The 24,242-nt window shown below is 65.6% G+C and carries 25 protein-coding genes and 4 tRNA genes; 18 read left to right on the plus strand and 11 right to left on the minus strand.

What is annotated here, in order from left to right:
* Positions 1–12 precede the first annotated feature (12 nt).
* From RJT48_RS14345 to RJT48_RS14355, 3 genes are all read left to right on the plus strand, one after another.
* The gene (locus tag RJT48_RS14345; protein WP_311173026.1) at positions 13–825 is read left to right on the plus strand and encodes a glycosyltransferase; all 813 of its coding nucleotides are present in this window, start codon (positions 13–15) and stop codon (positions 823–825) included.
* Positions 826–1,281: a GtrA family protein gene (locus tag RJT48_RS14350; protein WP_311173027.1), complete on the plus strand. Its 456-nt coding sequence runs from the start codon at positions 826–828 to the stop codon at positions 1,279–1,281.
* A gap of 114 nt (positions 1,282–1,395) precedes the next feature.
* Positions 1,396–1,470: transfer RNA gene (locus RJT48_RS14355), tRNA-Met, on the plus strand.
* Between the two features lie 231 nt (positions 1,471–1,701).
* Here RJT48_RS14355 and RJT48_RS14360 read toward each other — a convergent pair.
* From RJT48_RS14360 to RJT48_RS14380, 5 genes are all read right to left on the minus strand, one after another.
* Positions 1,702–2,112: a Rieske (2Fe-2S) protein gene (locus tag RJT48_RS14360; RefSeq protein WP_311173028.1), complete on the minus strand. Its 411-nt coding sequence runs from the start codon at positions 2,110–2,112 to the stop codon at positions 1,702–1,704.
* Positions 2,113–2,163: 51 nt separating this feature from the next.
* Positions 2,164–3,087: an aminotransferase class IV gene (locus tag RJT48_RS14365; RefSeq protein WP_311173029.1), complete on the minus strand. Its 924-nt coding sequence runs from the start codon at positions 3,085–3,087 to the stop codon at positions 2,164–2,166.
* Positions 3,088–3,120: 33 nt separating this feature from the next.
* The gene (locus RJT48_RS14370) at positions 3,121–3,897 is read right to left on the minus strand and encodes a helix-hairpin-helix domain-containing protein (protein WP_311173030.1); all 777 of its coding nucleotides are present in this window, start codon (positions 3,895–3,897) and stop codon (positions 3,121–3,123) included.
* A 75-nt stretch (positions 3,898–3,972) separates the two neighbouring features.
* Positions 3,973–4,410: a DUF5790 family protein gene (locus RJT48_RS14375; RefSeq protein ID WP_311173031.1), complete on the minus strand. Its 438-nt coding sequence runs from the start codon at positions 4,408–4,410 to the stop codon at positions 3,973–3,975.
* Positions 4,411–4,494: 84 nt separating this feature from the next.
* Positions 4,495–4,839, minus strand: coding sequence for a dihydroneopterin aldolase family protein (locus tag RJT48_RS14380; RefSeq protein WP_311173032.1), 345 nt, complete (start codon positions 4,837–4,839; stop codon positions 4,495–4,497).
* A gap of 121 nt (positions 4,840–4,960) precedes the next feature.
* On the opposite strand from RJT48_RS14380, the gene azf reads away from it, so the two are divergent.
* Together azf and RJT48_RS14390 are read left to right on the plus strand one after the other, a co-directional pair.
* Positions 4,961–5,752 carry an NAD-dependent glucose-6-phosphate dehydrogenase gene (gene azf, locus RJT48_RS14385; protein WP_311173033.1) on the plus strand — a complete coding sequence of 264 codons (792 nt, stop codon included), beginning with the start codon at positions 4,961–4,963 and terminating at the stop codon, positions 5,750–5,752.
* Between the two features lie 215 nt (positions 5,753–5,967).
* On the plus strand, positions 5,968–6,447 hold the full coding sequence (locus RJT48_RS14390; protein ID WP_311173034.1) for a universal stress protein: 480 nt from the start codon (positions 5,968–5,970) through the stop codon (positions 6,445–6,447).
* 70 nt (positions 6,448–6,517) lie between these two features.
* On the opposite strand, the gene RJT48_RS14395 is transcribed toward RJT48_RS14390, so the two are convergent.
* The gene (locus RJT48_RS14395; RefSeq protein ID WP_311173035.1) at positions 6,518–7,162 is read right to left on the minus strand and encodes a DUF309 domain-containing protein; all 645 of its coding nucleotides are present in this window, start codon (positions 7,160–7,162) and stop codon (positions 6,518–6,520) included.
* 122 nt (positions 7,163–7,284) lie between these two features.
* Here RJT48_RS14395 and RJT48_RS14400 point away from each other — a divergent pair, with 122 nt between their 5' ends.
* On the plus strand, positions 7,285–7,521 hold the full coding sequence (locus RJT48_RS14400) for a DUF7564 family protein (RefSeq protein WP_311173036.1): 237 nt from the start codon (positions 7,285–7,287) through the stop codon (positions 7,519–7,521).
* Between the two features lie 87 nt (positions 7,522–7,608).
* Positions 7,609–8,163, plus strand: coding sequence for a DUF192 domain-containing protein (locus tag RJT48_RS14405; protein WP_311173037.1), 555 nt, complete (start codon positions 7,609–7,611; stop codon positions 8,161–8,163).
* A 9-nt stretch (positions 8,164–8,172) separates the two neighbouring features.
* Here RJT48_RS14405 and RJT48_RS14410 read toward each other — a convergent pair whose 3' ends face one another.
* The 3 genes from RJT48_RS14410 to RJT48_RS14420 form a co-directional block, all read right to left on the minus strand.
* A complete protein-coding gene (locus RJT48_RS14410; protein ID WP_311173038.1) occupies positions 8,173–8,625 on the minus strand; it encodes a pyridoxamine 5'-phosphate oxidase family protein in 453 nt (150 codons plus the stop codon).
* 146 nt (positions 8,626–8,771) lie between these two features.
* Positions 8,772–9,278 carry a phosphate-starvation-inducible PsiE family protein gene (locus RJT48_RS14415; RefSeq protein WP_425604723.1) on the minus strand — a complete coding sequence of 169 codons (507 nt, stop codon included), beginning with the start codon at positions 9,276–9,278 and terminating at the stop codon, positions 8,772–8,774.
* Between the two features lie 399 nt (positions 9,279–9,677).
* Positions 9,678–9,750: transfer RNA gene (locus RJT48_RS14420), tRNA-Arg, on the minus strand.
* Between the two features lie 161 nt (positions 9,751–9,911).
* On the opposite strand from RJT48_RS14420, the gene RJT48_RS14425 reads away from it, so the two are divergent.
* The 4 genes from RJT48_RS14425 (at position 9,912) to RJT48_RS14440 (ending at position 13,709) form a co-directional block, all read left to right on the plus strand.
* Positions 9,912–10,415: a hypothetical protein gene (locus tag RJT48_RS14425; RefSeq protein ID WP_311173039.1), complete on the plus strand. Its 504-nt coding sequence runs from the start codon at positions 9,912–9,914 to the stop codon at positions 10,413–10,415.
* Between the two features lie 261 nt (positions 10,416–10,676).
* Positions 10,677–12,170: a single-stranded DNA binding protein gene (locus tag RJT48_RS14430; RefSeq protein WP_311173040.1), complete on the plus strand. Its 1,494-nt coding sequence runs from the start codon at positions 10,677–10,679 to the stop codon at positions 12,168–12,170.
* Between the two features lie 88 nt (positions 12,171–12,258).
* On the plus strand, positions 12,259–12,690 hold the full coding sequence (locus RJT48_RS14435) for a histone family protein (protein WP_311173041.1): 432 nt from the start codon (positions 12,259–12,261) through the stop codon (positions 12,688–12,690).
* A gap of 2 nt (positions 12,691–12,692) precedes the next feature.
* Positions 12,693–13,709 (plus strand): histone deacetylase family protein, encoded by a 1,017-nt coding sequence (locus RJT48_RS14440; RefSeq protein ID WP_311173042.1) that lies wholly within the window; start codon positions 12,693–12,695, stop codon positions 13,707–13,709.
* 56 nt (positions 13,710–13,765) lie between these two features.
* Here RJT48_RS14440 and cca read toward each other — a convergent pair whose 3' ends face one another.
* Entirely contained in the window at positions 13,766–15,187 is a 1,422-nt protein-coding gene (cca, locus tag RJT48_RS14445) for a CCA tRNA nucleotidyltransferase (protein WP_311173043.1), read from the minus strand.
* A gap of 155 nt (positions 15,188–15,342) precedes the next feature.
* Between cca and RJT48_RS14450 the strand changes: the two genes are divergently transcribed.
* The 4 genes from RJT48_RS14450 to glmS all read left to right on the plus strand — a co-directional run bounded on the left by RJT48_RS14450 (position 15,343) and on the right by glmS (position 18,921).
* A tRNA-Asn gene (locus RJT48_RS14450) sits at positions 15,343–15,415 on the plus strand.
* Between the two features lie 107 nt (positions 15,416–15,522).
* Positions 15,523–15,597 (plus strand) — tRNA-Ile (locus RJT48_RS14455).
* A 326-nt stretch (positions 15,598–15,923) separates the two neighbouring features.
* Positions 15,924–17,102, plus strand: a complete 1,179-nt coding sequence (gene glmU, locus RJT48_RS14460; RefSeq protein ID WP_311173044.1) for a bifunctional sugar-1-phosphate nucleotidylyltransferase/acetyltransferase — start codon at positions 15,924–15,926, stop codon at positions 17,100–17,102.
* Position 17,103: 1 nt separating this feature from the next.
* Positions 17,104–18,921: a glutamine--fructose-6-phosphate transaminase (isomerizing) gene (gene glmS / locus RJT48_RS14465; RefSeq protein WP_311173045.1), complete on the plus strand. Its 1,818-nt coding sequence runs from the start codon at positions 17,104–17,106 to the stop codon at positions 18,919–18,921.
* Positions 18,922–18,932: 11 nt separating this feature from the next.
* Here glmS and RJT48_RS14470 read toward each other — a convergent pair whose 3' ends face one another.
* Positions 18,933–21,092: a hypothetical protein gene (locus RJT48_RS14470; protein WP_311173046.1), complete on the minus strand. Its 2,160-nt coding sequence runs from the start codon at positions 21,090–21,092 to the stop codon at positions 18,933–18,935.
* A 167-nt stretch (positions 21,093–21,259) separates the two neighbouring features.
* Here RJT48_RS14470 and RJT48_RS14475 point away from each other — a divergent pair, with 167 nt between their 5' ends.
* The 3 genes from RJT48_RS14475 to RJT48_RS14485 are packed head-to-tail and all read left to right on the plus strand — an operon-like array spanning position 21,260 to position 24,230.
* Positions 21,260–21,637: a response regulator transcription factor gene (locus tag RJT48_RS14475; RefSeq protein WP_311173047.1), complete on the plus strand. Its 378-nt coding sequence runs from the start codon at positions 21,260–21,262 to the stop codon at positions 21,635–21,637.
* A gap of 38 nt (positions 21,638–21,675) precedes the next feature.
* The gene (locus RJT48_RS14480) at positions 21,676–22,800 is read left to right on the plus strand and encodes a HEAT repeat domain-containing protein (protein ID WP_311173048.1); all 1,125 of its coding nucleotides are present in this window, start codon (positions 21,676–21,678) and stop codon (positions 22,798–22,800) included.
* Positions 22,801–22,802: 2 nt separating this feature from the next.
* Positions 22,803–24,230: a glycosyltransferase family 2 protein gene (locus tag RJT48_RS14485; RefSeq protein WP_345784752.1), complete on the plus strand. Its 1,428-nt coding sequence runs from the start codon at positions 22,803–22,805 to the stop codon at positions 24,228–24,230.
* The last annotated feature ends 12 nt before the right edge of the window (positions 24,231–24,242 follow it).

Below are 24,242 nucleotides of genomic sequence, written 5' to 3' on the forward strand. Positions count from 1 at the left end.
TACCTGAGGGTGATGACTCGTTTCGTCGGGATCGTCGTGCCCGCCTACCGGCCCGATCCCGAGCGCCTCGGCGCGTACCTCCGCGCGCTCGACGATCGGCTCGACCCCGCGGTGATCCGTGTCGAACTCGACGCGCCGGAGCCCGGCGTTCGAGACCGCCTCGCAGATCTTCCGGAAACCGTCGAGGTCGCGACGTCCGACGGTCGCCGGGGCAAAGGCGCGGCGATCACCGCCGGATTCGAGGCGATCGCTTCGTCCGTGGAGATCCTCGCGTTCGCCGACGCCGACGGCAGCACGCCCGCGGATTCGCTGGCTGCCGTCGTCGAGGCAGTCGAGTCGGGAACGGCCGACCTCGCCGCCGGCTCCCGCCGCCATCCCGACGCGGACGTCGCCGCCCACCAGACCTTCGCTCGCCGTCGCCTCGGTGACGGCTTCGCGTGGCTCGCGCGCCGCTTCCTCGACGAGCAACTCTACGACTACCAGTGCGGCGCGAAGGCGCTGACCGCCGAGGCGTGGAGTCGCATCCGCTCACATCTCTACGAACCGAGATTCGCGTGGGACATCGAACTCGTCGCCGTCGCCGGTGCGCTCGACTACCGGATCGTGGAGATCCCTGTCCGCTGGGAGGACCGCCCCGGCTCGACGGTCTCGACCGTCGGGACGACGCTGCGGCTCGCGCGGGCGCTCGTTACCGCCCGGCACCGCGCCAAACTGCTCCGGGAGGACCGGATCCACGAACTGCTGGCCGCCCGCCGTTCGAAGGAACCGTCGCTCGTCGAACGCCTCGCCGCCGGGGAGGCGGCAGACGCCGTCGAGGCCGACTGAATGGTTCGGGTTCGCGAGACCGTCGCCGCCCTGGCCTCCGGGGTCCGGTTCGGGAAGTTCGCCTCCGTCGGCGCGGTCGGCGCCGTCTTCGATATGGCTACTACGACCGCACTCATCGTCGGATTCGGCGTCTTAGGCGAATACGCGAAACTCGTCGGCGCGGAAGTCGCGATCGTGGTGATGTTCGCGATCAACGAGCGGTGGACGTTCTCCGAACTCGGTGCTCCCGGGAGGCTGCCGACGCTGAAGCGGTTCCTCCGCTCGAACCTCGTCCGCAGCGGCGGCCTCGCCGTGCAGTTTCTGATCGTCCGGGGGCTCCGCCAGCTCGAGCTCTCGGTCGTCGTCTTCGGGTTCGACCTCTGGCAACTGATTCCCATCCCGATCGCCATCGGCGTGTCGGTCCTCCTGAACTACGTCGCCGAGAGCCTCATCACGTGGCGCGTCACGCGGTCGTGACCCGACGTTGCGGCGGGCCTGAGTCGGGCTGGACGGCGACCGCGACTGCGGGTGAAAGTGCCACACTGCGGGCGAAACACAACCCTTAACCGTGATCCACGGTTTCCTTTCAGTAGCGGGATGGGATAGCCAGGAGATTCCGCCGGGCTCATAACCCGGAGATCGGTAGTTCAAATCTACCTCCCGCTATCCGTCGCGAGATCGACTTTTGATCTGCGCGATGATGTACCGCTGGCGACCCCGATTTTCGAACGTACTACAGACTTGGCTGGTTCTCCCAACAGTTCCGCTTCGCGGAAAAGAACCTAGTAACGAGACGTGTCGCGTCCCGAACCACTTGTTCCCGAGGCGGTTCACCTCCCGCTACTTTTCCTGGATTCACGTCGACGAGACCGACCTCTCTTTCCGCGTTCCCGCCCGTCAGAAGTCGATCCGGCTGCCCGATGAGAGATCCAGCTCCTCGGAGAGTCCCGTCTCGGCCGAGTCCCACTCCTCGTCGGTGAGATACACTCCACCGTCGACGACGGTCACCTCGAAGGTATCGAGCACCGCGCCCTCACAGGGGCCGAAATCGCAGGTACCGCTGTCTTTCGCGAACGACGCGCCGTGTTTCCCGCAGACGATCTCACCGTTCCTGACGAGCGCGCTCGATCCCTTATCGAGCCTGACGTCCCGCCAGTGAGGGCAGTAGTTGGTGTAGGCGACGATAGAGCCGTCGTCGAGGCGGGTGAGAATCCCCTCGGTCGTCTCGAAGCCCCCTTTGGCGGTGAAGACGACCGTCCCGTCGGCGGTGACCTCCTCGGCCGCGACGATGCGGCGTTCCTCGTCCATACCGCGGCTTTGGGCGACAGCGATTCAAGGTGACGGTTTCGGAACGCGGCGTCAGGTATCCGGACCGTCGTTGTCAGCTGAGTCAGCATCCCCGTCTGCGTCACTTCGGTAATACTCCCGCTCGATCCGGGCGTCGAAGACGCGCCCGAAAAGCGTGGTCACCGGCCCCCCGCCGACCGAGATTCCGTCGACCGTCTCGACGGGACGGACTTCCCAGGTGGAGTTCGTCACGAACGCTTCCTCGGCGTTCCGGAGATCGTCGGGCGTGAACGCGCCTTCCCGGACCGGAATCTCCTCCGCCTCGGCGACGTCGAGGACCGCCGCGCGGGTGATTCCCGGCAGGACGGGCCCGTCGAGACTCGGCGTACAGAGCGCGTCGCCGTCGACGAAAAAGAGGTTGCTCGTCGCCCCCTCCGCGAGGTGTCCGTCGCCGTCGAGCATCACTGCCTCGTCGGCGTCCGACACGCGAAGTTCGAGTCGCGCGAGGATCCCGTTGAGATAGTTGTGCGTCTTCGCCCGCGAGGGGAGCGCCTCGTCGGGGATCCGGCGGGTCTTCACCGTCTGGAGCGTCGCGGGCTCGTCCCAGACGGGATCGCCCTCGACGCCGCCGCGGGGGAGCGGGGATGCCTGCACGACGACCGTCGGGTCGATCTCCGGATCGGGCGTCAGTTTCCCCGGCTGAACGCCGCGGGTGATCGAGAGTTTCACCGACGCGTCCGCGAGGTCGTTCGCGGCCAGTGTCTCGTCGACGCGGCGTTTCAGTTCCGCGTTCGAGAGCCCGTGTTCCAGCGCCAGCACCTCGGCGGACCCGGCGAGTCGATCGGCGTGAGCCTCCCACCGGAACACCTCGCCGCCGTAGACCCGAAGCGTCTCGAAGACCGCGTCGCCGTACTGAAATCCCCGATCGCGGACGCTCACGGTCGCCGATGCGGCGGACACGAGTTCGCCGTCGACGTGGTACTGCAGGTCGCTCATCGACAGGTGGCTCCGCGACCTGAAGCGCCGTGACTACGACTCCTCTTGGGCACGGTCGATCCAGCCAGTGATGCGCTTCTCCGAGACGTCGATCTCCGCCGCGAGGTCCCCCGCGTCGGCCGCCGCGAGGTCAGCGACCGTCTCGATGCCGGCGTTGCCGAGCCGTTCGCCGTATGCCGGCCCGATCCCCTTGAGCGTCTCGACTGGCTCCCCGCCGGCTCCGTCCGCTTCGTCGGCTTCCGGCTCCCCGTCGGCTCCGTCCGCTTCGTCGGCTTCCGGCTCCCCCGACTCATCGGACTCGTCGGCCGTCTCTACCGTCTCTTCGTCGTCGGCCGTCTCCGTCGTCCCCGCTGTGTCGTCTGTGCCTGATTCGCCGGCGTCGACCGCTTCTTCGTCGTCCGTCCCCGTCGAGGAGACCACTTCCGCGGGCTCTTTGCCCGCCTCCTCGTCGACGAGGGTTCCCGTGGAGGCGGCGGCGTCGGTCTCGGCCGCGACGGCGTCCGCCTCCGATCCTTCCGCTTCTGCTTCCGCGACGGCGTCCGCCTCCGATCCTTCCGCTTCTGCTTCCGCGACGGCGTCCGCCTCCGATCCTTCCTCGGCGTCCGCCTCGGACTCGTCGGCTGTCGCCGTGTCCGTGCCTTTGATCGCCGACTCCGTCGACGCGTCCGCCGTTTCGCGGTCCTCCTGCGGCTCGTGCTCGACTGACACCTGTCCTTCCGTCTGCGAGGGCTCCGACGGAGCCGAGTTCGACTCCCCCCCACCGCCCAGGAGCGACCGCAACGACGACCGGATCGTCTCGAGTATGCTCATCCTACCGGTGGGTTGTTCGCGGAGTGTTAAAAATGGAACTACGGTCGTCGGGTTCTGGGGCCGCTGTGACCGTGGTCACTCGTCGTCGCTCGTCCCGTCGTCCCCGTCGGCTTCCCCGGCCTCTGTAGCCTCTTGGAGCTGATTTCGGAGTTCCGGCACCGTCCCGGTGAGGTCGCCGACGAGTTCCTCGGCCTCCGCGATCGACGATAACAGCGTTTCGACGGCCTCGATCTCCGCTTCCAGCGAGTCCGGATCGTCGAAGGCGTCGGCTCGCTGGCCGACGATGAACGTCTTTTTGGCCTGCCGGAAGTGCTCTTGGGCGTCGTCGCCGTCCAGTGCCGAGCGCAGCGCGTTGAGGACGCCGAGGACGTTGTCCGCCTCCGCGTCCCACACTGCGTCGGGGCCGGGAAGCTGGTCACGGGCGTCCGCGAGGTGACTCTCGACCTCCTCGCGCATCTCCGCGGCGGCCTCGCCGAACAGGTCGTCGTCTGCGAGCGTACTCTGGGAGCTCATACCGGCAAATTCGGCGCCGGGAAGGTTAAATACACGCCCAAAAGTGAAAGTGAAACCGGGAGTCTTAGGGAGACTCCGGCGGAATCACTCCTCGACGCCGACGAGTTTCATCAGCGGATACCCGTCTTCCATCTCCATCCGCGTCCGGACGGCCACGTCGGCGTACTCGACGCGCATCTCGACGTCGATGAACCGGCCGGTCAGTTCGGTGTAGTCGGCCGACGACGACGCCAGTTCCTCCCTGATGCGCTCGGTCCGGACGTCGACGTCGACGTCGACGCAGTGGGGCTGGTTTTCGATCGCTTCCTCCATCGCGCGAGCGAGGCTCTCCGCGCTCGCCGGGCTGACGGGCGTGCCCGCGAACTGGTGGTACAGCGATCCGAACTTGATCCCGGCCTCGAAGCACGCGTGCTCGGCGTCGGTTGGCATACTCGGATCTGGCTCCCGGACGCAAAGGGCGTATCGGCTTTCGAGCGTCGCTCTCGACGCCACGACCCCGGTCGATGCGAATCGGACGTTTCTTGCCCTCCCTGCACGGATGGCCGTGTGAATGGACGATCCGGTTCTCCTGACAGGGGCGGGCGGTCGCGTCGGGCAGGCCATCCTCCGCCACCTCGGCGACCGCTTCGCGTGGCGGCTGCTCGACCGCGAGCCGCTGCCGGAGACAAAACTCCCCGCGGGCGTCGGTACCGACGACGTGTACATCGCCGACATCACCGACCAGTCGGCGGTCCGCGAGGCGCTCGACGGCTGCCGCGCCGTGATCCATCTCGCTGGCGATCCGCGCCCGGAGGCGCCGTGGGACAGCGTCCTCGCGAACAACATCGACGGGACCCAGACGATGTTCGTCGCGGCCGTCGAAGCGGGCGTCGAGAAGTTCGCCTTCGCCTCCTCCAATCACGCTGTCGGCGCCTACGAGACCGACACCCGGACCCCGGAGCTGTACCGCCCCGAGGACGACTTCCGGCTCGACGGGACCGAACTCCCCCGACCGAGCAACCTCTACGGCGTGAGCAAGGCCGCCGGCGAGACGCTCGGCCGGTACTACCACGACCACCACGACCTCTCGGTGGTCAACGTCCGCATCGGCAACCTCACCGAGGGGCACCCGCCGATCGACTACGAGCGCGGACAGGCGATGTGGCTCTCCTACCGCGACTGTGCCCATCTCTTCGAGCGGTGTCTGCTGGCCGACTACGGCTACGAGATCGTCTACGGCATCTCCGATAACGACCGCAAGTACTACTCGATCGATCGCGCGAAGGAGGTCCTCGGCTACGACCCGCAGGACAACTCCGCGGAGTGGGACGGCGACGAGCACGTCGACGGCGACGACCGGTAAGCAGTTACAACAGTCAGTATCAGTCGTCCCCCCGGCCTCCGCTTCTCTATGAGCGCCCGAACCGGGAGTCTCGACCGGGCCATAGGCGATGGCGTCTCCGTCCTCGACGAAGAGGTGGATTTCCGCGGAGATTGCTGATTTGTACTAAATATTAACTCGAATCTAGAGCAAATCTCAAAAGATTCAAGTAGCTATGGGCCGAAGCTACAATCAAGATGAGTATGAACACAGTACTACTGGCATTCGGCCCGAAAGACGAACAGCGAACCGAGGAACTCCTCGACACGGCGACCTCGATCGTCGACCCCGACGGGACGGTCGTCCTGCTCCACGCCTTCGGTCGAAAACGGTACGAGGAGATCTCGACGAAGCTGAACATCGACGACGACTCGGAGATCACCCCCGACGACGTCGCCCGGCGGACGCGGCCGGTTCGTGAGATGGCGGACCGCCTCGACCGCGTCGGCGTCGACTACGTCGTCCGCGGGGCGCTCGGCCAGGCGAGCGACGCCATCATCCGGGAGAGCGAGACGGCGGACGCCGACCTCCTCGTCGTCGGCGGGCGCAGTCGCTCCGCCACAGGGAAGGCCCTGTTCGGATCGACGGCACAGAAGGTTCTCTTCGAGGCCGACTGCCCGGTGACGTTCGTCAAAGAGCAGTCCGAGACGACGAAGAAGGCCGCCGCTCCCGCGTAATCTCGGAGCGACAGCCCGCTCGGAGTCCGTAATCCGACCGAAAACCGCGTTCTGAACCGTTTTCCCCGGATTACTCGAAGACCCCAGAGACGTCGGCCTCCTCGCTGCGCCGCCGCTCGACGTGCCCGCGGAGCCGTTGGTAGACGATCGACCGCTGATCCCGGTCCGCGGTGAAAGAAAAGAGCATTCCGACGAAACCGCGGGAGCGGCGCTGTGGCGTCCCCTCGGGCGAGTCGGCACCGTGCAACTCCTCTCTGGCATACCGAACCGCGTCGTCGACGACGCTCTCGTCGAACGCTCCGTACGCCGCGGCCAGAAGCGTCGCCGCGCTGGCGACGTTCTCGAAGGACAGGTCCAGCGGCGTCACCGCCTCTCCGTCGTGCCGGAGTGCGAGCGGTCGACGGCGCTCGGCGAACTCCGGATCCGCGGCAAGTCGGCGGAGGTATGCACACACCGCAGCGACATTGACACCGCGGTAGTCGTCGTCGACGGCCCCGAGATACCCCCCGGCGCTCTCTGCGAGTCCGGCCGCACCGTTCCAGTTTCGGCGGCGCGCGTGATAGACTGCCGCCGTGTACTGAATGAGCCCGTGGAGTAGCTGTTCGTCGGGCGTTCCCGCGTCGAGTTCGAGCCACGGCTCCTCCCAGACGTCGTGGGCAGCGTGGTGGTCGCCGGCGTTGAAGACGGCGATGCCGATCCGGAGTGCGTCCCGCACGCCCGGTAGATGTGCCCGGGGCGGCAATACACTGTCGGAGCCGGTGATGAACTTATCCGCGTGCAGTCCGTCCACTAAGGTGAACAGCCGATGATCACACAGCCCAGCTCCCGGCGATCACGATGACCCGAACGCGCGTGACGTGTCTCGACTGCGGCACCGAGTTCGTCCGCCCGACCGGCTACGCAGGGAACTACTGTCCGGACTGCCACGAGGCGTGGGCCACCGAGGAGCGCGCCGTCGACGACGATACCGACGAGAGCGCGGGCCCCCGCCGATTTACCGGGCACACGACCCCCTCGGTTCGGCACCTCGACGACGAGGAGGCGGACGCGCCATCGCGGTACGACGAGGAGTGACGCTTCTCTCCGAAACGGCACACGTCACCCAATGAATCCGCTCCGACCAGTTCACGAGGCAACGACACGACTGACACGGATAATCGGATGAACCGCCGACGATATCTGAAACTGGCCGGGACGCTGGGTGCCTCGTTCGCGGGATGTATCGGTACCGGGTCCGAGGATGGAGGAACGACGACGGCAACGACGTCAGCGACGTCTGAACCGGCTCCGGAAACCGACGCGAAGACGCCGATACACGCGGACTACGAGACCACGGAGGTCCAGGTCCGTTCCCCGGACGGCGAGCTGCTCGGTTCGGTGACAGCCGCAATCGCCGATACCTCGGAACTCCGGTATCTCGGTTTGAGCGACACCGAATCGCTCCCGGAGGATCGCGGAATGCTCTTCATTTACGAATCGGTGGCGGATCGGACGTTCGTGATGCGTGAGATGGATTTCGCCATCGACATCGTCTACGCCGACGACCAGGGACGGATCACCCGCATCCACCACGCGCCGGCGCCCGCACCCGACGAAGACGGCGAGAACCAACGGTATCCCGGCCGCGGCCAGTACGTCCTCGAAGTGGGATACGAGTGGACGAGCGAGCGGGGGATTAGCGAGGGCGACGTGCTGGCGTTCGACCTCGATGGGTGATGACACACGCTACTCAGCCCTGTTTCGGGGCGACTGCCGGCCGGTCATCTCGGTGATGGCCAGTTCGTACCAGACCGGCGTGGTCTCCTCGACGTCCTGAAAGACGGTGAGCGTGGTGACTGTCGCGAATTCGGAGAAGATCTCTACCGCCTCGGTGATCTCGGAAATACGGTCTTCGACCGGCGTGAGTCGCCCGGTGACGACGACGCTCCGCCAGTCGTCGACGTCCTGCCACTCGTAGACGGCGAGGCTCACCGAGTCCGAATCGCCCAGCAGCGCCTGCTTTCGGCTCTCTTCGCCCATCACCAGTTGGAAGATACACCTGTTTTCGAGAAGGTCGTATCCGAACGAGACCGGTAATCCGTACGGCTCCTTACCCGCAAACGAGAGGACGCCGTGTCCCTGACCTTCCAGAAACGCGCCGATTTCCTCGTCTCCCATCCCGACACCATATTCGTCCATTGCAGGAATCAACCTCGTCGGATCCTACGTCTGCCCCAGTCTTATCGTTTTGTAATAACCCGAGTGACAGCCGCTGACGCACTGACAGCCGCGCTGCTCGCGTTCGCTCGCCGCAGTGGACTACTGTCTTCGCTCGCCGCAGTGGACTACTGTCCCGTCATCGAGGTCCGTCGGTCGACGTACAGCAGCGCCACCAGTCCCAGCGTCAGGATCCCGTAGGCAGTCGCTGCGACCAACGCCGCCTCGATGGAGTCGTACTCGCCCGTCCGGAAGATGATGATCTTCCGAACGACGGCGATCACGCCGGTGTAGATCACCAGCCGAACGATCCGTCGGGTGTCGTTCTCCTTGATGTAGGCGACGACGGTCTGGTACACCTCCACGATGATGAGCAAGAGCAGACCGACGTCGATGAACCCGATAACGACGATCGGGTCGGTGATACTCCCTCCGAGCGTCGCTTGCGCGATCTGGAGACCGAGATCGAAGACACCCACGGCGAACAGTAACGCAAAGAGCGCCCCCGCCGCGATTTCGACCACGTTGACGAACCGGTCCATCCGGTGGACGATGGCGTGGAGTCGCGGATGGGACTCCTCCGACAGTAGGTTTGTCGGCTTCTCCGGTTGATCCGTCCCCTCGTCGCTCACGATGTCATCCCCCGTTGCTGCCGCATCGTGTGAGTATTACGGCGTGAGAGTGATAAACACACGTCCGACTTCTGTCGGCTACGGCACGTTCGCTCACATTTCAGGTGGCCGCAAAACCGACGCAGGCGACTCGCTGCGCTCGTCGCGTTGCGTCTCGCAGAAACGTCCTGACGGAGTTCCACGTGAGCAGACGCGAGCGTGGAGCACGTCAGGTCGTGAACAGGGCGAGAGCGAAGCTCTCGCGTGAAACCGGCGACCTCGTCGCCGGTGACGAAGTGAACGTCCTGACGGAGATTTGAACTCACTCGCTCCCGCTGGTCGCTCGCTGCTCAAATCTCCGCGGCGTCCGTTTCCTGCAGCACAGACTCCTCGCTCCGCTCGTCGTGTTGTGCTGCAGAGAAACGTCCTGACGGAGATTTGAACTCCGGTCCCTGGCTCCGCAAGCCAAGAGGATAGTCCACTACCCTATCAGGACTCACTACTCAGTACTGCGGGTCGACTTATGAGGGTTACGATGCGGCGGAAGCACCGTGCCGAAGTAGCACGATCCCGGCCGCGTCCGCGGCCGAGGCTGTGACACAAGGACGCCTTTCACTCTCCGATACGACTTTTGGGTGGTGCGTCGTATTTGATCGTATGCGCCGCCGCACGGTCCTCGCACGTCTCGCTGCCGCCGCCCCGGTCGCACTCGCCGGCTGTACCGGTGGGTCCGGCCCGGGCGGAACGGACACAGCGACGGCGACGCCGGACGAAACCGAGACCCCGGATCGAACGACCGTCACGCCGGGGCTCATCACGGCCAGTCTCCTGCCACGTGAACGGTGTCCGGATCCGGGCGAGGCGACCGTCAGTTTCGGCGGCGACGGGCCGATCTCGCTCGTCGGTTGCGTCGTCGGGAAGAACGGGTGTACCGTGCCACGGCTGGCGGAGACCGATTACGACGCGGACACCGAGGAGATCACGGTCGTCGTCGCGGCGGTCGAAGAGCGCGAGGAGGACGAGGCCTGTACCGAGGCGCTGGTGAACCTCGGCTACGAGGTCGAAATCGAGGTCGACGACACGCCCGTGACGAGCGTCCGGGTCGTCCACGACGATCATCACGAGGATGGTCGACGGACCGTCGTCGACGTGACGAAGTAGCGCCGCCGTACCTTTTTATCGGAGACCGGATCCACATCCTCCGTGGCACGAACCGTAGCGAGAACTGACGGACGGCGACCGGGACGCACGGCCGAAAAGGGGGCCGCAGGTACCGTCGCGGGATGGCTCGACACCACCGACAAGACAACCCTTAAGCAGCGGCCTTCCCTGGCTGTGGATATGCCTGTGGCCGTATCCGCACACACTGGGGGCCCCCGTTTCGGGTCCGCCGACCGTCAACGCGATGGGGGTGTCGCGTAGATGGGTGCGATCGAAGACGTGTACGAGGATCTCGAAACCGACGTCGACTTCGAGGAGTTCGAGGCGGCCGTCGAGGACAAGGTCGAACAGATGGGGGGGCTCGCCGACGAGGAGACGGCGGCGATGCTGCTCGCCCACGAACTCCGCGACGACGAGGTCGAGGGCGTCGCCGACGTCGCGCCGGGGATGGACGAGGTGAAGTTCCTCGCGAAGGTGACGAAAATCGGCGAACTCCGGACGTTCGAGCGCGACGGCGAGGACGAAGACGGCCGGGTCGTCAACGTCGACGTCGCCGACGAGTCCGGCCGAATCCGGATCACGATGTGGGACGAGATGGCCGAGGACGCCTTAGAGCGGCTCGAAGTCGGCCAGAACCTCCGCGTGGCCGGCCGGCCGAAGGAGGGGTACAACGGCGTCGAGGTCGACGTCGACAAGGTCGAACCGGCGCCGGACGCGGAGGTCGACGTCGAGATGCGGGACTCCTACCGGGTCGAGGACCTCGCGCTCGGGCTCTCAGATGTGAACCTGCAGGGGCGCGTCCTCAGCACCGACAGCGTTCGGACGTTCGACCGCGACGACGGCTCCGAGGGCCGCGTCGCGAACCTGACTTTGGGGGACCCGACCGGTCGGATCCGCGTCACGCTCTGGGACGAGAAGGCGGATCTGGCGACGGAGTTCGCCGCCGGCGACTCGGTCGAAGTCGTCGACGGCTACGTCAGAGAGCGCGACGGAACGTTAGAACTCCACGTCGGCAACCGCGGCGCGGTCGAACCGATCGAGGCGGAGATCGAGTACGTCCCCGACACCCGCGACATCGGCTCGCTGGAACTCGGCGAGACCGTCGACATCGCGGGCGGCGTCATCGAGACCGACCCCAAGCGGACGTTCGACCGCGACGACGGCTCCGAGGGGCAGGTCCGGAACGTCCGGATCAAAGACGAGACGGGCGACATCCGGGTCGCCCTCTGGGGCGAGAAGGCCGACGACGACATCGACCTCGCGGACTACGTCGTCGTCACCGACGCCGAGATCCAAGACGGCTGGCAGGACGACCTGGAGGCCTCCGCCGGCTGGCAGTCGACGGTGAGCGTGATGGACGAGACGCCCGAGGACGCCGCCGACACCGAGACGGACGCCGCGCAGTCGACCGGGCTCGGGGCCTTCGGCGACGGCGGGGATGCTGGCGGTGGGGGTGACGCGGACAACGGCGGGACCACCGCGACGGCCGATCCGGAACCGCCCTCGGCGTCGGACGGCACCTCCGGGGGCGGTGCGGCCGCCGCCGTCACCGAGCGGCCGGACGACGAGGAGGTGGAATCCGAAACCTTCACCGGCACCGTCGTCCAGGCGGGCAGCCCGGTCGTCCTCGACGACGGCAGCGAGACGCGCAGCGTCGAGACCGACGAGTCGCTCCGCCTCGGCGAGAAGGTGACGGTCAGTGGCCCCCGCCGCGACGGCACGATCCACGCTGACGAGATCGAACGGACGAAGTAACGGGACTGCACCGAGCCGGCGCGCCCCTGCGGCCGGCAAACGACGCTACGGAAAGGATTATACGCCGGTCGGACACCATATAGCAATAATGAGTGTCGAGTTGCCGTTCGCCCCCGTGGACACTATCATCCGACGGAGAGCCGGCGACCTCCGGGTCAGCGCCGGGGCCGCCGAGGAGCTCGCTCGCCGCGTCCAGGAACACGGCGCGGCGCTCGCCGTCGACGCCGCGGAGCGGGCAGCAGCGGACGGCCGAAAGACGCTGATGGCCGATGACTTCGGCGTTCAGCAGGTCGTGAGCCGCCGGGAACTCGAACTGCCGGTCGCTCCGATCGATCGCATCGCCCGCCTCCGGATCGACGACCGGTACCGCGTCTCGATGGACGCCCGGATCGCCCTCGCGGACATCCTTGAGGACTACGCCGACAACGTCGCGAGCGCGGCCGCGACGCTGGCGCGGCACGCCGACCGGCGAACGATCCAGGCCGAAGACATCCAGACGTACTTCACCCTCTTCGAGTAGCGATGCAGTTCGGCTACAGCGAGACCTGTCTCGCACACGACACGGGCGATCGCCACCCCGAGACGGCCGACCGGCTCCGTGCGATCCGGCGGGCGCTGTCGTCGCGGCACGGCGTCTCCTACGTCGAGGCTGATCCCGTCGACGAGTCGGACGTCGCCGCCGTCCACGACCCCGATTACGTCGCGGAGATCAACGAGTTCTGCGAGGACGGCGGCGGCAACTGGGACCCCGACACGGTCGCCTCCGCGGACACCTGGGACGCCGCACTCGCCTCTGCGGGCCTCTCACAGTGGGCCGCTCGCGCGGCTGTCGAAGGAGCAGACGGCCGCGAGACGCCCTTCGCGCTCGGTCGCCCGCCGGGGCATCACGCCGTCGAGGACGACGCGATGGGCTTTTGCTTCGTCAACAACGCCGCCGTCGCCGCCCGGACGCTCTTGGACGACCCCGAGGCCGACGTCGAGCGCGCGGTCGTCTTCGACTGGGACGTCCACCACGGTAACGGCACGCAGGACATCTTCTACGACCAGGGCGACGTTCTCTACGCGTCGGTCCACGAGAAGGGACTCTACCCCGGCACGGGCGAGATCGACGAGACCGGCACCGGCGACGGCGCGGGGACGACGCTGAACGTCCCGCTCGCGGCGGGTGCCGGCGACGAGGACTACCTCCTGGTCGTCGAGGAGTTGCTCCGTCCCGTCGTCGAAGCGTACGATCCGGACCTGTTCATCGTCAGCGCCGGCTTCGACGCCCATCGGCACGACCCGATCTCCCGGATGCGGGTGTCGACGGAGGGCTATGCCCTCCTGACCGATCGGATCCGCTCGCTCACCGACGACGTCGGCGCGGCGCTCGCGTTCGTCCTCGAGGGCGGGTACGGACTCGATACGCTCTCGGAGGGTGTCGCGACCGTCCACGAGACGTTCGACGGTCGAGAGCCGATGGAGCCCGACGGCGACCCCGAGGACAAGACCGTCGAAATCGCCGAGGACGTCCGGGACGCACACGACATCGGCGGCTGAGCGACGGGGCGGCTGCTGTTCCGATAGTCACTCGATTGCGACGGGCACTCCGGAACTCACGGTTGCGGGTGGAAATACTCCGCCAGCTCCGTGCCGAACTCCTCGCACAGCGTCGCGACGCCCCGGCCGACGAGTACCTCGTAGTCCTCCGACAGTGCGGTCTCGACTCGGGCACCGAGTCCGACTGTGAAGAGTTCTTCCGAGCGGAGGAACTCGACCGCGTCGGTATGCGACCGCTTTCGCTCGACGACGTATCTGTCGCCGTCGATGAACGGGCCGTAGCTTTTGGCTCGCTCGTCGTCATCCCCGTCCTCCGCCCCGGTGGCGTCCGTTTCGCTTTCGTCGCTCATCTGGTCGGCGTACGCTTCGAAGAATCCCTCGGCGTGATCTCTGACGTGGACGGGCGGCCCCTCGTGCCGCTCGATCGCCGGGAGCGTCCGGTGGGCGAGTTCGACGAACAGCACGGCGCGGTCGTCCGCGAAGGTCGCCGCACGAATCGGCCCGAACCCGCGGCGGTCGAGTTCGTCGCGGATGCCGGAGAGCGATTTCCGGAGCTGCGGGTACAGCTGATCCTCGACGATGTCGGGGGCCTCGAAAACGACGGCGACGGGGGTGGTCGCGCGGCGCTCGACGTGAGCCCGAACCTCGGCGGGCGAAAGCGGCTCGAGCTCCCGCGGCTCGAACAACTCCTCCCGCGGGGCCGCGAGGAATTCGCGGGCGTAATGCTGGAACCGGGCCACGTTCGCGGCCGAACAGACCGCCGCGACATTCCGTGTGGGGTCCGTCGGATCGACCATCACGAGCGGATCGTCGTGGGACTTGCTCCCGTGGCCCTCGGGGTCGAATGTCTCCGTCGGGTGCCAGCCTGCGGCCGACTGGAGGAGGGCCTCGAACCCGCCCGTTTCGAGCACGAGCAGTTCGGCGAGATAGCCCGAAAAGCCCTCGGTCCGGAGGTTGCTGCCGTAGGCGCCGATCCCCTTCAGGAACGCCTTGAACACGCGCACCTCGCCGGCCAGGTCGTCGTCGATCCGTTCCCGGAGGTAGGCGTTGTGGTGCGGGGTCCGGTCCACCGCCGACTGGAGTGCTGCGCCGTCGTCGACGTCGTAGCAGGGCACCAGATCGACGTCGAAGCCCTCGAACTTCCCGGCCACGTAGGGGTGCTCGGCGTACTCCTCGTGACCGTCGGGGAGGACCGCGTTGCCGACAGCCAGCCCGTAGCGCTCCAGGGTCTCGCGGTCGAGATCAGCCGGAAACCGGACGAAGAGGTCGATGTCGCGGTCGCCCGCGAGCCACGTCCCGCGGGCGGTCGAGCCGACCTGGATCACGTCCGCCTCGACCGGCAGGTCCGCCAGCTGGGCCTCGATCCGTTCGGTGAGCGACTGGACTGCGGCCCGCATCGCGGCGCGCTCTTCCGCGTCGGGGGTGACGCGCTCGCGGATCCGCGCGATCACCTGGCGTCTCTCGTCGGCGTCGGCCATCGTTGTCACGGCTTCGCGTGGGGCCGGCGAAAGGGTGTCGATGCGTCGGGGACGGGTGCCGGGCGGCATCTCCAGTGGTTCGGCTCGTCTCCGTGCGGTGAAAACGAAAGCCCTATCATACTACCTCGGTGTAGCAACGTGTGCAGGCAGGCTAAGCCGTCGTAGCTCAGGTGGTAGAGCACCTCGCTGTTAACGAGGTGGTCCCAGGTTCGAGCCCTGGCGACGGCGTCGTTTCTTCCGGACGTCGACTCCCGAGTGGCCGGTATCCCGGATTCGCGGCGGCGATCCGGAAAACGGCAACGTCTAAAAGGGAGACCGCGGAACGGTAGAGTGTCGGGCCCTTAGCTCAGTCTGGTCAGAGCGCTCGGCTCATAACCGGGTGGTCGTGGGTTCGAACCCCACAGGGCCCATCAGTTCTGCTGCGAACGAACGTGAGCAGCGAATCGTGTACCGCTGTGGGGTTCGAATCAGAGAGTGCAGCGAACGGAGTGAGTGGAACGACCGTGGTTCGAACCCCACAGGGCCCATCGGAACGTGGGCGATTGCGGCCGAACTGCTGCCGGACCGGAGGTCGCGTCGCCTCGTGCTCGCAGACCTTTCGGGCAGGTGTGGCCGGAACCCCGTCTTTTTGTTTTCCCGAAGCTACCCTCTCGGCCGGTACGAATCTGCAACTCGCGGCAGTCCGGCCGACAGGAATTGTGAAGGCATTGATATGCCTCCGTTCCTACCCGGGAGTATGGGCAGTGATCCGACAGCGGCGGTAATTTTGGCGGCTGGTGCGGGGAGGCGACTCCACCCATTGACCAGACGGCGACCCAAGCCAATGATTCCGGTCGCGAACCGGCCGATACTGGAGTATATCGTCGAATCGGTGGCCGACGCCGGGATCGAAGAGATCGTCTTCGTCGTCGGTTACAAGCGGAATCGCGTTCAGACGTACTTCGGCGACGGCGACGACTGGGGCGTTTCCATCCAGTATGTCGTCCAGGAAAACCAGCTGGGAACAGCACACGCCGTGGCGCAGGCGGAACCACACATCGACTCGTCCTTCGTCGTCCTGAACGGCGACCGAATCATCGACTCGTCAGTCGTGGCCGCCGTCGGAAACGCAGTGGAAAGCGGCCCCGGGGAACACGCGATGGCCGTCACGCGGGTCGACAACCCGCAGTCGTACGCCGTGGTCACGACCGACAACGAACGGATACAGACGATCGTCGAGAAACCACAGCGAGATATCGAATCGGAGTTGATTAACGCCGGGGTGTACGGATTCACGCCCGCGGTCTTTGATGCGATTCGGGAGACCAATCCGTCGAGTAACGGCGAATACGAACTCCCTGATACCCTCACGCGACTGATCGCGACCGACGGCGTGCAGGCGGTTCCGTACAGCGGCCCGTGGCACGACGTCTCTTTCCCCTGGGATCTCCTCCCGATTACCGACCTCGTGCTCGATCGGATCGACAATCAGGATACGGGAACGGTCGCCGCTGGAGCGCAAATCGACGAGCGGAGCGTCCTCGCTGACACAGCGTTCGTCGGCGGGAACGCCGTCATCGGCGCCAACACCACCGTTGGCGAGAACGTCCACATCGAATCGAACGCGACCGTGAAAAACTCCGTTGTGTTCTCGGACGTGTCGATCGAGGCCGGCGCGGTACTCAAAGACTCGATCGTCGGGGAGGGCGCCACTGTCGGTGCAAACACCACCGTTCGCGGGGGGAGGTCCACGATTGCTGTGCGTGGAGAGCTCTACGAGAAGGTCCGACTTGGGGCGGTCGTCGGTGACAACACACAGATCGGCGGCGGCGCGGTGCTGTCACGTGGAACCATCATCGGAAACGAGGCGACGGTCGGAGAAGGGTGTCTGGTAAGCGGTCGAATCGGCGACGGGGAGACGGTCCGGAGGGGGTAGTATGTGTGGGATTATCGGCTACATCGGTGATCGGCCCGCGCTCCCGATTCTCTCGACAGGGCTTGCTAATCTGGAGTATCGCGGGTACGACTCGGCGGGAGTTGCGCTCACCGGCGCGGAACTCTCGGTGTTCAAGAAGTCGGGTGAAGTGAGCGAACTGCAGGGGATCCTGCCGGACACGACCGAACACCAGCAGGGAATCGGGCACACGCGGTGGTCGACACACGGTCCGCCGACGGACGAGAACGCGCACCCCCACACCGACTGCAGCGGCCGCGTGGCCGTGGTGCACAACGGCATCATCGAAAACTACGACGCCGTACGCGAGGAGCTCTCGGAGCACACCTTTGGGAGCGATACCGACACGGAGGTGATTCCGCACCTGATCGAAGCGGAACTCGACAGCGGCGCGGAACCGAGAGCGGCCGTCGAGGCAGCGCTCGACCGGCTGGAGGGCACGTACGGGCTGGTGGTGACGATCGCCGGCGTCGACGAGCTGTACGCGACCCGGCAGGACAGTCCGCTGGCCATCGGGCACGGTGACGACGAGACGTTCATCGGGAGCGACGTCACGGCGTTTCTCGAACACACGCGCGACGTCACGTATCTCGAAGACGGCGACTTCGCCGTGATCGACGATGCGGGTGTCTCGATCTATCGGGACGACGAGCTGGTCGAGCCGTCGATCGAACAGCTCACCTACGAGGCCGACGCGGCGGAAAAAAGCGGGTACGAGCACTATATGCGCAAGGAGATTCACGAGCAGCCCCGCGCGCTCAGGCAGACGATCTCCGGACGCCTCGACCCCGAGAACGGCCGTGTCGACCTCGAGATCGACCTGCCGCAGGAGTATCTCCGTTCCGTCGAGGAGATCCAGATCGTCGCCTGCGGGACGTCGAACTACGCCGGTCGGTACGCCGCCGCCCTTCTGGAATCGGTTGTCGGCGTTCGGACGACTGTCGAAGTCGCAAGCGAGTACGAATTCGTCGGCGGTCGCGATCCGTGGCGAACGCTCGTGATCGCCGTCACCCAGAGCGGCGAGACGGCCGACACGCTGTCTGCGATCCGGAAAGCGAGCCGTGCGGGGGCCAGAACGCTCGCTGTGACAAACACGCTGGGGAGTACCATCGTTCGGGAGACCGACGAGAGCGTCTTTATCCGCGCCGGCCCGGAGATCGGTGTCGCGGCGACGAAAACGTTCGCCTCACAGGTGGCGACGTTGACCATCCTGGCGGTGTATATCGGACAGACGCGTGGCACGATCCAGTACGATACGGCCGTCGAACTGGTCCGCTCGCTGCAGCGACTGCCCAGCGCCGTCCAGACCGCACTCGATCGCGAAGAGCAGGTGCAGGCGGTCGCAACCGAGTTCGCCGAGAAGGACGCCTTCTTTTTCGTCGGTCGCCAGTTCGGGCGGCCGGTTGCGCTGGAGGGCGCACTGAAACTCAAAGAGATCTCCTACGACCACGCCGAAGGGTTCGCTGCGGGTGAACTGAAACACGGGCCGCTGGCACTCGTGACTGCGGAGACGCCCGTGCTGGCGATACTGACAAACGGCGCTCGCCCGGCCGAAACGGCAAACAACGTCAAAGAGGTGCAAGCGAGGGGCGCGCCGGTCGTCGGGCTTACCTCAGAGAGCACACAGAACGCCGCCGAGTCGCTGAATCTCCACACGGAGTTTCCGGTCCCGGAGATGGGCCCGCTGGAACCGCTCGTCGGGAACGTGTACTGGCAGCTGTTTGCCTACCACGTCGCAAACAACAAGGGGCGTTCCATCGATCGGCCGCGGAACTTAGCGAAGAGCGTGACCGTCGAGTAACGGAGACCGAATCAGGAGAGCTGGTCTCGAAGAATGTGATACGACTCCTTGAGCCGCTCCCGGTATGGCGGCTGGTCCCACGGCTCCCACGTGTACTCGACGGCGTCGAGGACGGTTCCGTCGCTTCCCGGCAGCCGGTCAGTCAGGTTTGTCGGGCCATCGACGGCCACGGCGTCTCCGTCGCGGTCGTCGTCCGGCAGGAACGTTCCCGCACTGAGTGTGACGCCATCGAACGGGACTGGACCGAGGCCCTCCTCCCACTCGGTGGCGATCCGCTGTTTGCTCGAAGGATCCGCGACGTTGAGCAGTAACCAGGGCAGCCGCAGCTCAATACTGTTGCTCGCGGGATCGACGTGCACGTCGGTGAGCGAATCGTACGCTTCGGCGTCCGGGTTTCCGTTTCCGTACCGCAGCCTGCCGGTCTCGACCGCCTCGAACGGCACCTCTTCTCCGGTCGCCGGCACCGTGTAACCACGGTTGATGACTTCACGAACGGGAACGAATCCCGCCCTCCCGTCACGGTACTCCTCCAGTGGAAGTTCGGCTTCGCCGCCGAACTCGCGGGCGAACGCGTCGTAGCTCGATTCGACGAGCAACCGCGAGTCGGTCGGCCCCGCCAATCGGACGACGAAGTCCGCCCTCGCCTCTGCATCCACGCCGAACGGCAGCGCCGTCGTCCGGTCGGTCAACCCGATGGTGATGAGTGCGTTCAGTCGTGTCCAGTCCACCGGATCGGGCAGTTCCTCGAATCGGAGCCGGCAATTGAGCCCTTCGACGTCGTGTGTGACACGCAACTCCCTGAGCGTTCGCTGTGGCTCCGCATCAGTGGATTCGGCGGCTGTCACCGACTCCGCTCCGTCCCAGCCTGCCTCGGAGCCGTCGAGTAACACCTGCTCGGGCGGATCGAACGCAAGGAGGCCGAACCGCTGTTCCGGCGTCTCGACGTTGGACCAGAAGGGCCGGCGACCCGGGACGGACCGCGCGTCGAGATTCCACGTGCGTTTGAACCACTCGTTTTGCCACGCGAACATAATCCCGCCCGCGGTGTCCGCGTGGTCGATATCCGCAAACATCGCAGCGACGATCTCCCCCTGTTCCTGCTCCGTGTGGCCGCCCTGATCTCGCCCGTGGACGTTCCGGTGTGCGAGGCCGCGGGAACTCGGAACGCCAAACTCCGATACCAACACGGGCAGGTCCGTTTCGTCGACCAGATCGTTCAGATAGCCAGCGAAGTTGTTCCGCTCGCCGCGATGGTCGGTATACTGGACGTACTCCGGCGTCTCGTTCAACAGATCCGGATAGTACGGGTAGACGTGATACGACGCCAGCGTGCCGGCCTCGAATTCGGCTGTGGGATCGATTCGATCCGGATCGAGGCTGACGCGGTCCTCGTTTGCGAACGGTTCGTACGGATGGTCGAGCGGGTCCGTCGTGACCCAGTTGACGAACGCGACCGGGCGCTGGACGCCGTAGCCGTCCATCTCCCGGGTTGCGAGTCGATCCATCCGTCCGGCCAGCCAGCCTTCGAACGGCGTCCCGTCGGTCGTCTCGAAGTACGTGCCGGCGTACGGACTGCTTTCCCCGCGCTCGTTCGTCTCGGCCACCACCTCCGGCGGCCATTCGATGCCGAAGAGGAATCCGAGTGTGGCGTCGCTCACGTCGGCATCGTAGCGGCCGGCAGCGTGACCGGGACGATCGGAGAGCGTGGCGTCGCCGTGAACGACATCGACAGTCCTGTCGAGTTCGGCGTCTATCGTTTCGGAGATCACCGTCGCATCGCCCGCCGAGAGGAGTTCGGCCGTCGGGACCCACGTCCCCTGAAGCAACAGGAGCGGCTCGGCTGCCTCGTCGTTGTACGCCGCCAGTGCGCGATAGAAACTCGGCGGATGGATGGTGTACGTACGGACGACGTTGGCGAGCTCTCCGATCGACGCCAGCCACCGGTCGTACTCCGAGCGAGTGATTGCAGCCTCGCCCGGAAACCGTCCCGGTTTCGCCATCCCGAGGTTGACGCCGCGGACGGACAGCGACCGATAGCCGTCGTCGGTTCGGCGCTCGAAGCCCCCAGTGCCGACGCGGAACGACGGACGAACGCCCTGCGCTTCGGTACAGCCGGCGGCGCCGACGACCCCCACGGCGCCGAGCGTCGAAAGAAACTGGCGTCGGTCCAAACCTACCTCGGCCGGTTTGGATTCGCGATATAAAAGGGCCAGGGTCTGCCGGATTCTCGCCCAGCGGCAGCCCGAATTGACAAAACATTTTGGCTTGCAAGTGATAACTAAACTATCCTGGTGGGGTCCCCGGTTAGCGGTGGATACTCTCTCAGTTCGTGCGTACGATGTCACAGGAGATACTCACAGCAGACGACGATGAACCGATCCGGCTTTTAGTCCGCCACCGCCTCGAAAGCGCGGGGTACTCTGTTCGGACCTGTGAGGACGGCCGCGAAGCCGCCGATCTGCTTGAAGGGGGGTTCGAGCCCGATATGGCGATCTTCGACGTGATGATGCCGCGGTTGGACGGAACCCGGCTGCTTCGGATGGTTCGGAACGACGAATTTCCGGTGGATCCGGAGCTTCCGATCATTATGCTGACCTCCCGCGGGCGTGAAGAGCACGTGCTGGAAGGCCTCGAAAGCGGGGCGGACGACTACATCACGAAGCCGTTTCGGGCTGCGGAGTTGTTAGCCCGCGTCCGGAAGTGTATCGATGATTAATTATTTCTCGCTGACAGGAGCCGCAGAGGACCAACAGTATGGCTGATGTCGTGTCTGCGTTCGGCTACAGTGTCCCGCTTACCGTCGTCGTTGCGGTCCTCGCGTTGGTGATCGGCATCGCGCTCGCCGTGATGTTCTGGCTCACGACGGGCTTGTCGGTGTACCGTTCGGTGCAGGACACCCGGCGGCAACGCGTTCGGGACGACCTGCAGAGTCGTCTCCTCGACGGCGTATTCAGCCCGGATCCGGACTGGGGACCGTGGGTGGCAAGTCTGTCCAGCGTCGAACGTGACGTCGTCGAAGACCTCTTAGACGAGTATCTGCGCGAACTCGACGGCGAGAACGTGAAGCGCCTTCGAGAACTCGGCGCGGAACTGGGGATTCCCGATCGGTCGAAACGCCACCTCGAGACCCGCGGCGAGTACACGCGTCTCTACGCGTTGACGTGGCTCACCCTGTTGAGCCGACCGGACAAACTCCACGCAGCTGATTTCACCCCCGGAACACCGCGAGAGCGGGCCGCGGTCGCGCGGCTTCGCTACGAGTCCGATGATCTCGACTCGGCCGCAGAGGGGGTCTCGATTATGCTGGCCGACGCAACCTCGCAGTTCTCCGTGTTCGGACAGGACACCCTCTATCGGATCGCCATCGACGATCCCGGTGCGCTGTTTGAGGTGGCACAGGAAACCTATCGGAACTGGTCGCCGTCGCTTCTGACCCAGGTCCTGACCGTCTGCCAGCATCTCGGGACGAGCATCACGACGGAGGATCTCTCCTGGCTGATCGGCACCTTGGAACACGAAAACGAGGCCGTCCGCACGGCGGCCGCCCGGGGGCTCGGCAACGTCGGCTGGCGATCCGACATCCGGAACGACCCGCTTCTCGAACGGTTACTTCGAGATCCCTCCCCCAAGGTCCGCGGTGCAGTGTACGAGATGCTCGCTCGGTGGGGCGACCAGCAAGCGTTAGAGACCTTATCAGCCGCACTCGTCGACGAGGATAATCCCCGGGTCCGACTCGTCGGGACGAACGCATTGGTAACATACGTCGACTCGCCGCCGGCCGATGCCCCGCCGGAACTGGAGAACACGTGGGCCTGGAGCCGCGAACACGCCGAACTCGATCAGGTAGCCCGTCATCCCGGGCGGCGGAGTGTGTCCTGAGAATGCACACGGCGATCCACCTGCTCGTCCAGACGCTCGTCGGATTCGGGACGCTCGTCATCGCCTACTACCTCGTTATCAACGCGTACTACCTGGGCATCCACGTCCTCGCGCTGTTCGAACTCGACGACGACGTCCACGAGTCCAAATGGACCCCGCCGTTTCGTGATTTCGCCAGCCCCTTTTATCCGGGCATCGGGGTCGTCGTCCCCGCCTACAACGAGGCTGCCACGATCGTCGAGAGCATCCAGTCGATGCTGTCGCTCAACTATCCGGAACTGGAGATCGTCGTGGTCAACGACGGCTCGACGGACGAGACACTCGAGCGCCTCCGGGAGAATTTCGATCTGGAGGCGGTCTCGGCCGACATTCCGGTCGATATCCCGGCCGAAGAGATCTACGGCGTCTATCGGTCGACGACCTACGAGGAACTCCTCGTCGTCGACAAGGCAAACGGCGGCAAAAGCGACGCGCTCAACGCCGGCATCTGGCTGACCGGGATGCCGCTGTTCTGTGCGGTCGACTCGGACACGATCATCGACCGCGACGCCCTGCTCCAGCTCGTGAAGCCGTTCCTCGAACGCCCCGAGACCGCCGTCGCCTCGGGCGGGGTGATCCGCGTCGCAAACTCCTGTACGATCGAAGACGGGATCGTGAAATCCGTCTCCCTCCCGAAGACGGGGCTCCCGGGACTGCAGGTGATGGAGTATCTCCGCGCCTTCTACTCCGGCCGGCTCGGCCTGAACCGAATCAAGGGCCTGATCCTCATCTCCGGGGCGTTCGGTCTGTTTCAGACGGGGGCAGTGCGGGAGATCGGCGGGTACCGCCACGACACGATCACCGAGGACTTCGACATCGTCGTCCGGCTCCACCGGTATCTCGTCGACGAAGGTCGGGAGTACACCGTGGATTTCGTCCCGGAACCGGTCGCGTGGACCGAGGTCCCCGCCACGCGACGCGTCCTGGGTCGGCAGCGCCGCCGCTGGTACCGCGGGATGGTCGAGACGGTCGTCACCAACCGCCAGATGCTGTTCAACCCGAAGTACGGCCGCGTCGGGACCGTCGTCTTCCCCTTCTTCGTCGCCGCCGAGATGTTCGGCCCGCTGATCGAGGGCATCGGGTACATCGTCCTCCCGCTGGCGTGGTACTTCGACATCCTGAACGGCGGATTCTTCCTCATCTTCTTCTTTCTGACCACGGGACTCGGGGTGTTTCTGTCGTGGTTCGGCGTCTTCAGCGAGGTGTGGAGTTTCAACCGGTACGACAGCCCCTGGCAGATCCTCAGGCTTCTGTGGTACGGCATCCTGGAGAACTTCGGCTACCGGCAGTGGAAGACCGTGATCGCGTGGCAGGGCCTCGTGGAGTACCTCAGGGGTGTCGATTCCTGGGGCGCGATGGAGCGGACCGGTTTCAACACGTCAGATGAGTAGACATATGGGGCC

Source organism: Halobellus ordinarius, assembly GCF_031823395.1.
GTDB classification, from domain to species: Archaea; Halobacteriota; Halobacteria; order Halobacteriales; family Haloferacaceae; genus Haloquadratum; species Haloquadratum ordinarius.

Bases quoted from the DNA above. Each gene is read 5' to 3' on its own strand.
- RJT48_RS14345 (WP_311173026.1), top strand. From the start codon at position 13: ATGACTCGTTTCGTCGGGATCGTCGTGCCCGCCTACCGGCCCGATCCC.
- RJT48_RS14350 (WP_311173027.1), top strand. From the start codon at position 826: ATGGTTCGGGTTCGCGAGACCGTCGCCGCCCTGGCCTCCGGGGTCCGG.
- RJT48_RS14360 (WP_311173028.1), bottom strand. From the start codon at position 2,112: ATGGACGAGGAACGCCGCATCGTCGCGGCCGAGGAGGTCACCGCCGAC.
- RJT48_RS14365 (WP_311173029.1), bottom strand. From the start codon at position 3,087: ATGAGCGACCTGCAGTACCACGTCGACGGCGAACTCGTGTCCGCCGCA.
- RJT48_RS14370 (WP_311173030.1), bottom strand. From the start codon at position 3,897: ATGAGCATACTCGAGACGATCCGGTCGTCGTTGCGGTCGCTCCTGGGC.
- RJT48_RS14375 (WP_311173031.1), bottom strand. From the start codon at position 4,410: ATGAGCTCCCAGAGTACGCTCGCAGACGACGACCTGTTCGGCGAGGCC.
- RJT48_RS14380 (WP_311173032.1), bottom strand. From the start codon at position 4,839: ATGCCAACCGACGCCGAGCACGCGTGCTTCGAGGCCGGGATCAAGTTC.
- azf (WP_311173033.1), top strand. From the start codon at position 4,961: ATGGACGATCCGGTTCTCCTGACAGGGGCGGGCGGTCGCGTCGGGCAG.
- RJT48_RS14390 (WP_311173034.1), top strand. From the start codon at position 5,968: ATGAGTATGAACACAGTACTACTGGCATTCGGCCCGAAAGACGAACAG.
- RJT48_RS14400 (WP_311173036.1), top strand. From the start codon at position 7,285: ATGACCCGAACGCGCGTGACGTGTCTCGACTGCGGCACCGAGTTCGTC.
- RJT48_RS14405 (WP_311173037.1), top strand. From the start codon at position 7,609: ATGAACCGCCGACGATATCTGAAACTGGCCGGGACGCTGGGTGCCTCG.
- RJT48_RS14410 (WP_311173038.1), bottom strand. From the start codon at position 8,625: ATGGACGAATATGGTGTCGGGATGGGAGACGAGGAAATCGGCGCGTTT.
- RJT48_RS14425 (WP_311173039.1), top strand. From the start codon at position 9,912: ATGCGCCGCCGCACGGTCCTCGCACGTCTCGCTGCCGCCGCCCCGGTC.
- RJT48_RS14430 (WP_311173040.1), top strand. From the start codon at position 10,677: ATGGGTGCGATCGAAGACGTGTACGAGGATCTCGAAACCGACGTCGAC.
- RJT48_RS14435 (WP_311173041.1), top strand. From the start codon at position 12,259: ATGAGTGTCGAGTTGCCGTTCGCCCCCGTGGACACTATCATCCGACGG.
- RJT48_RS14440 (WP_311173042.1), top strand. From the start codon at position 12,693: ATGCAGTTCGGCTACAGCGAGACCTGTCTCGCACACGACACGGGCGAT.
- cca (WP_311173043.1), bottom strand. From the start codon at position 15,187: ATGGCCGACGCCGACGAGAGACGCCAGGTGATCGCGCGGATCCGCGAG.
- glmU (WP_311173044.1), top strand. From the start codon at position 15,924: ATGGGCAGTGATCCGACAGCGGCGGTAATTTTGGCGGCTGGTGCGGGG.
- glmS (WP_311173045.1), top strand. From the start codon at position 17,104: ATGTGTGGGATTATCGGCTACATCGGTGATCGGCCCGCGCTCCCGATT.
- RJT48_RS14475 (WP_311173047.1), top strand. From the start codon at position 21,260: ATGTCACAGGAGATACTCACAGCAGACGACGATGAACCGATCCGGCTT.
- RJT48_RS14480 (WP_311173048.1), top strand. From the start codon at position 21,676: ATGGCTGATGTCGTGTCTGCGTTCGGCTACAGTGTCCCGCTTACCGTC.
- RJT48_RS14485 (WP_345784752.1), top strand. From the start codon at position 22,803: ATGCACACGGCGATCCACCTGCTCGTCCAGACGCTCGTCGGATTCGGG.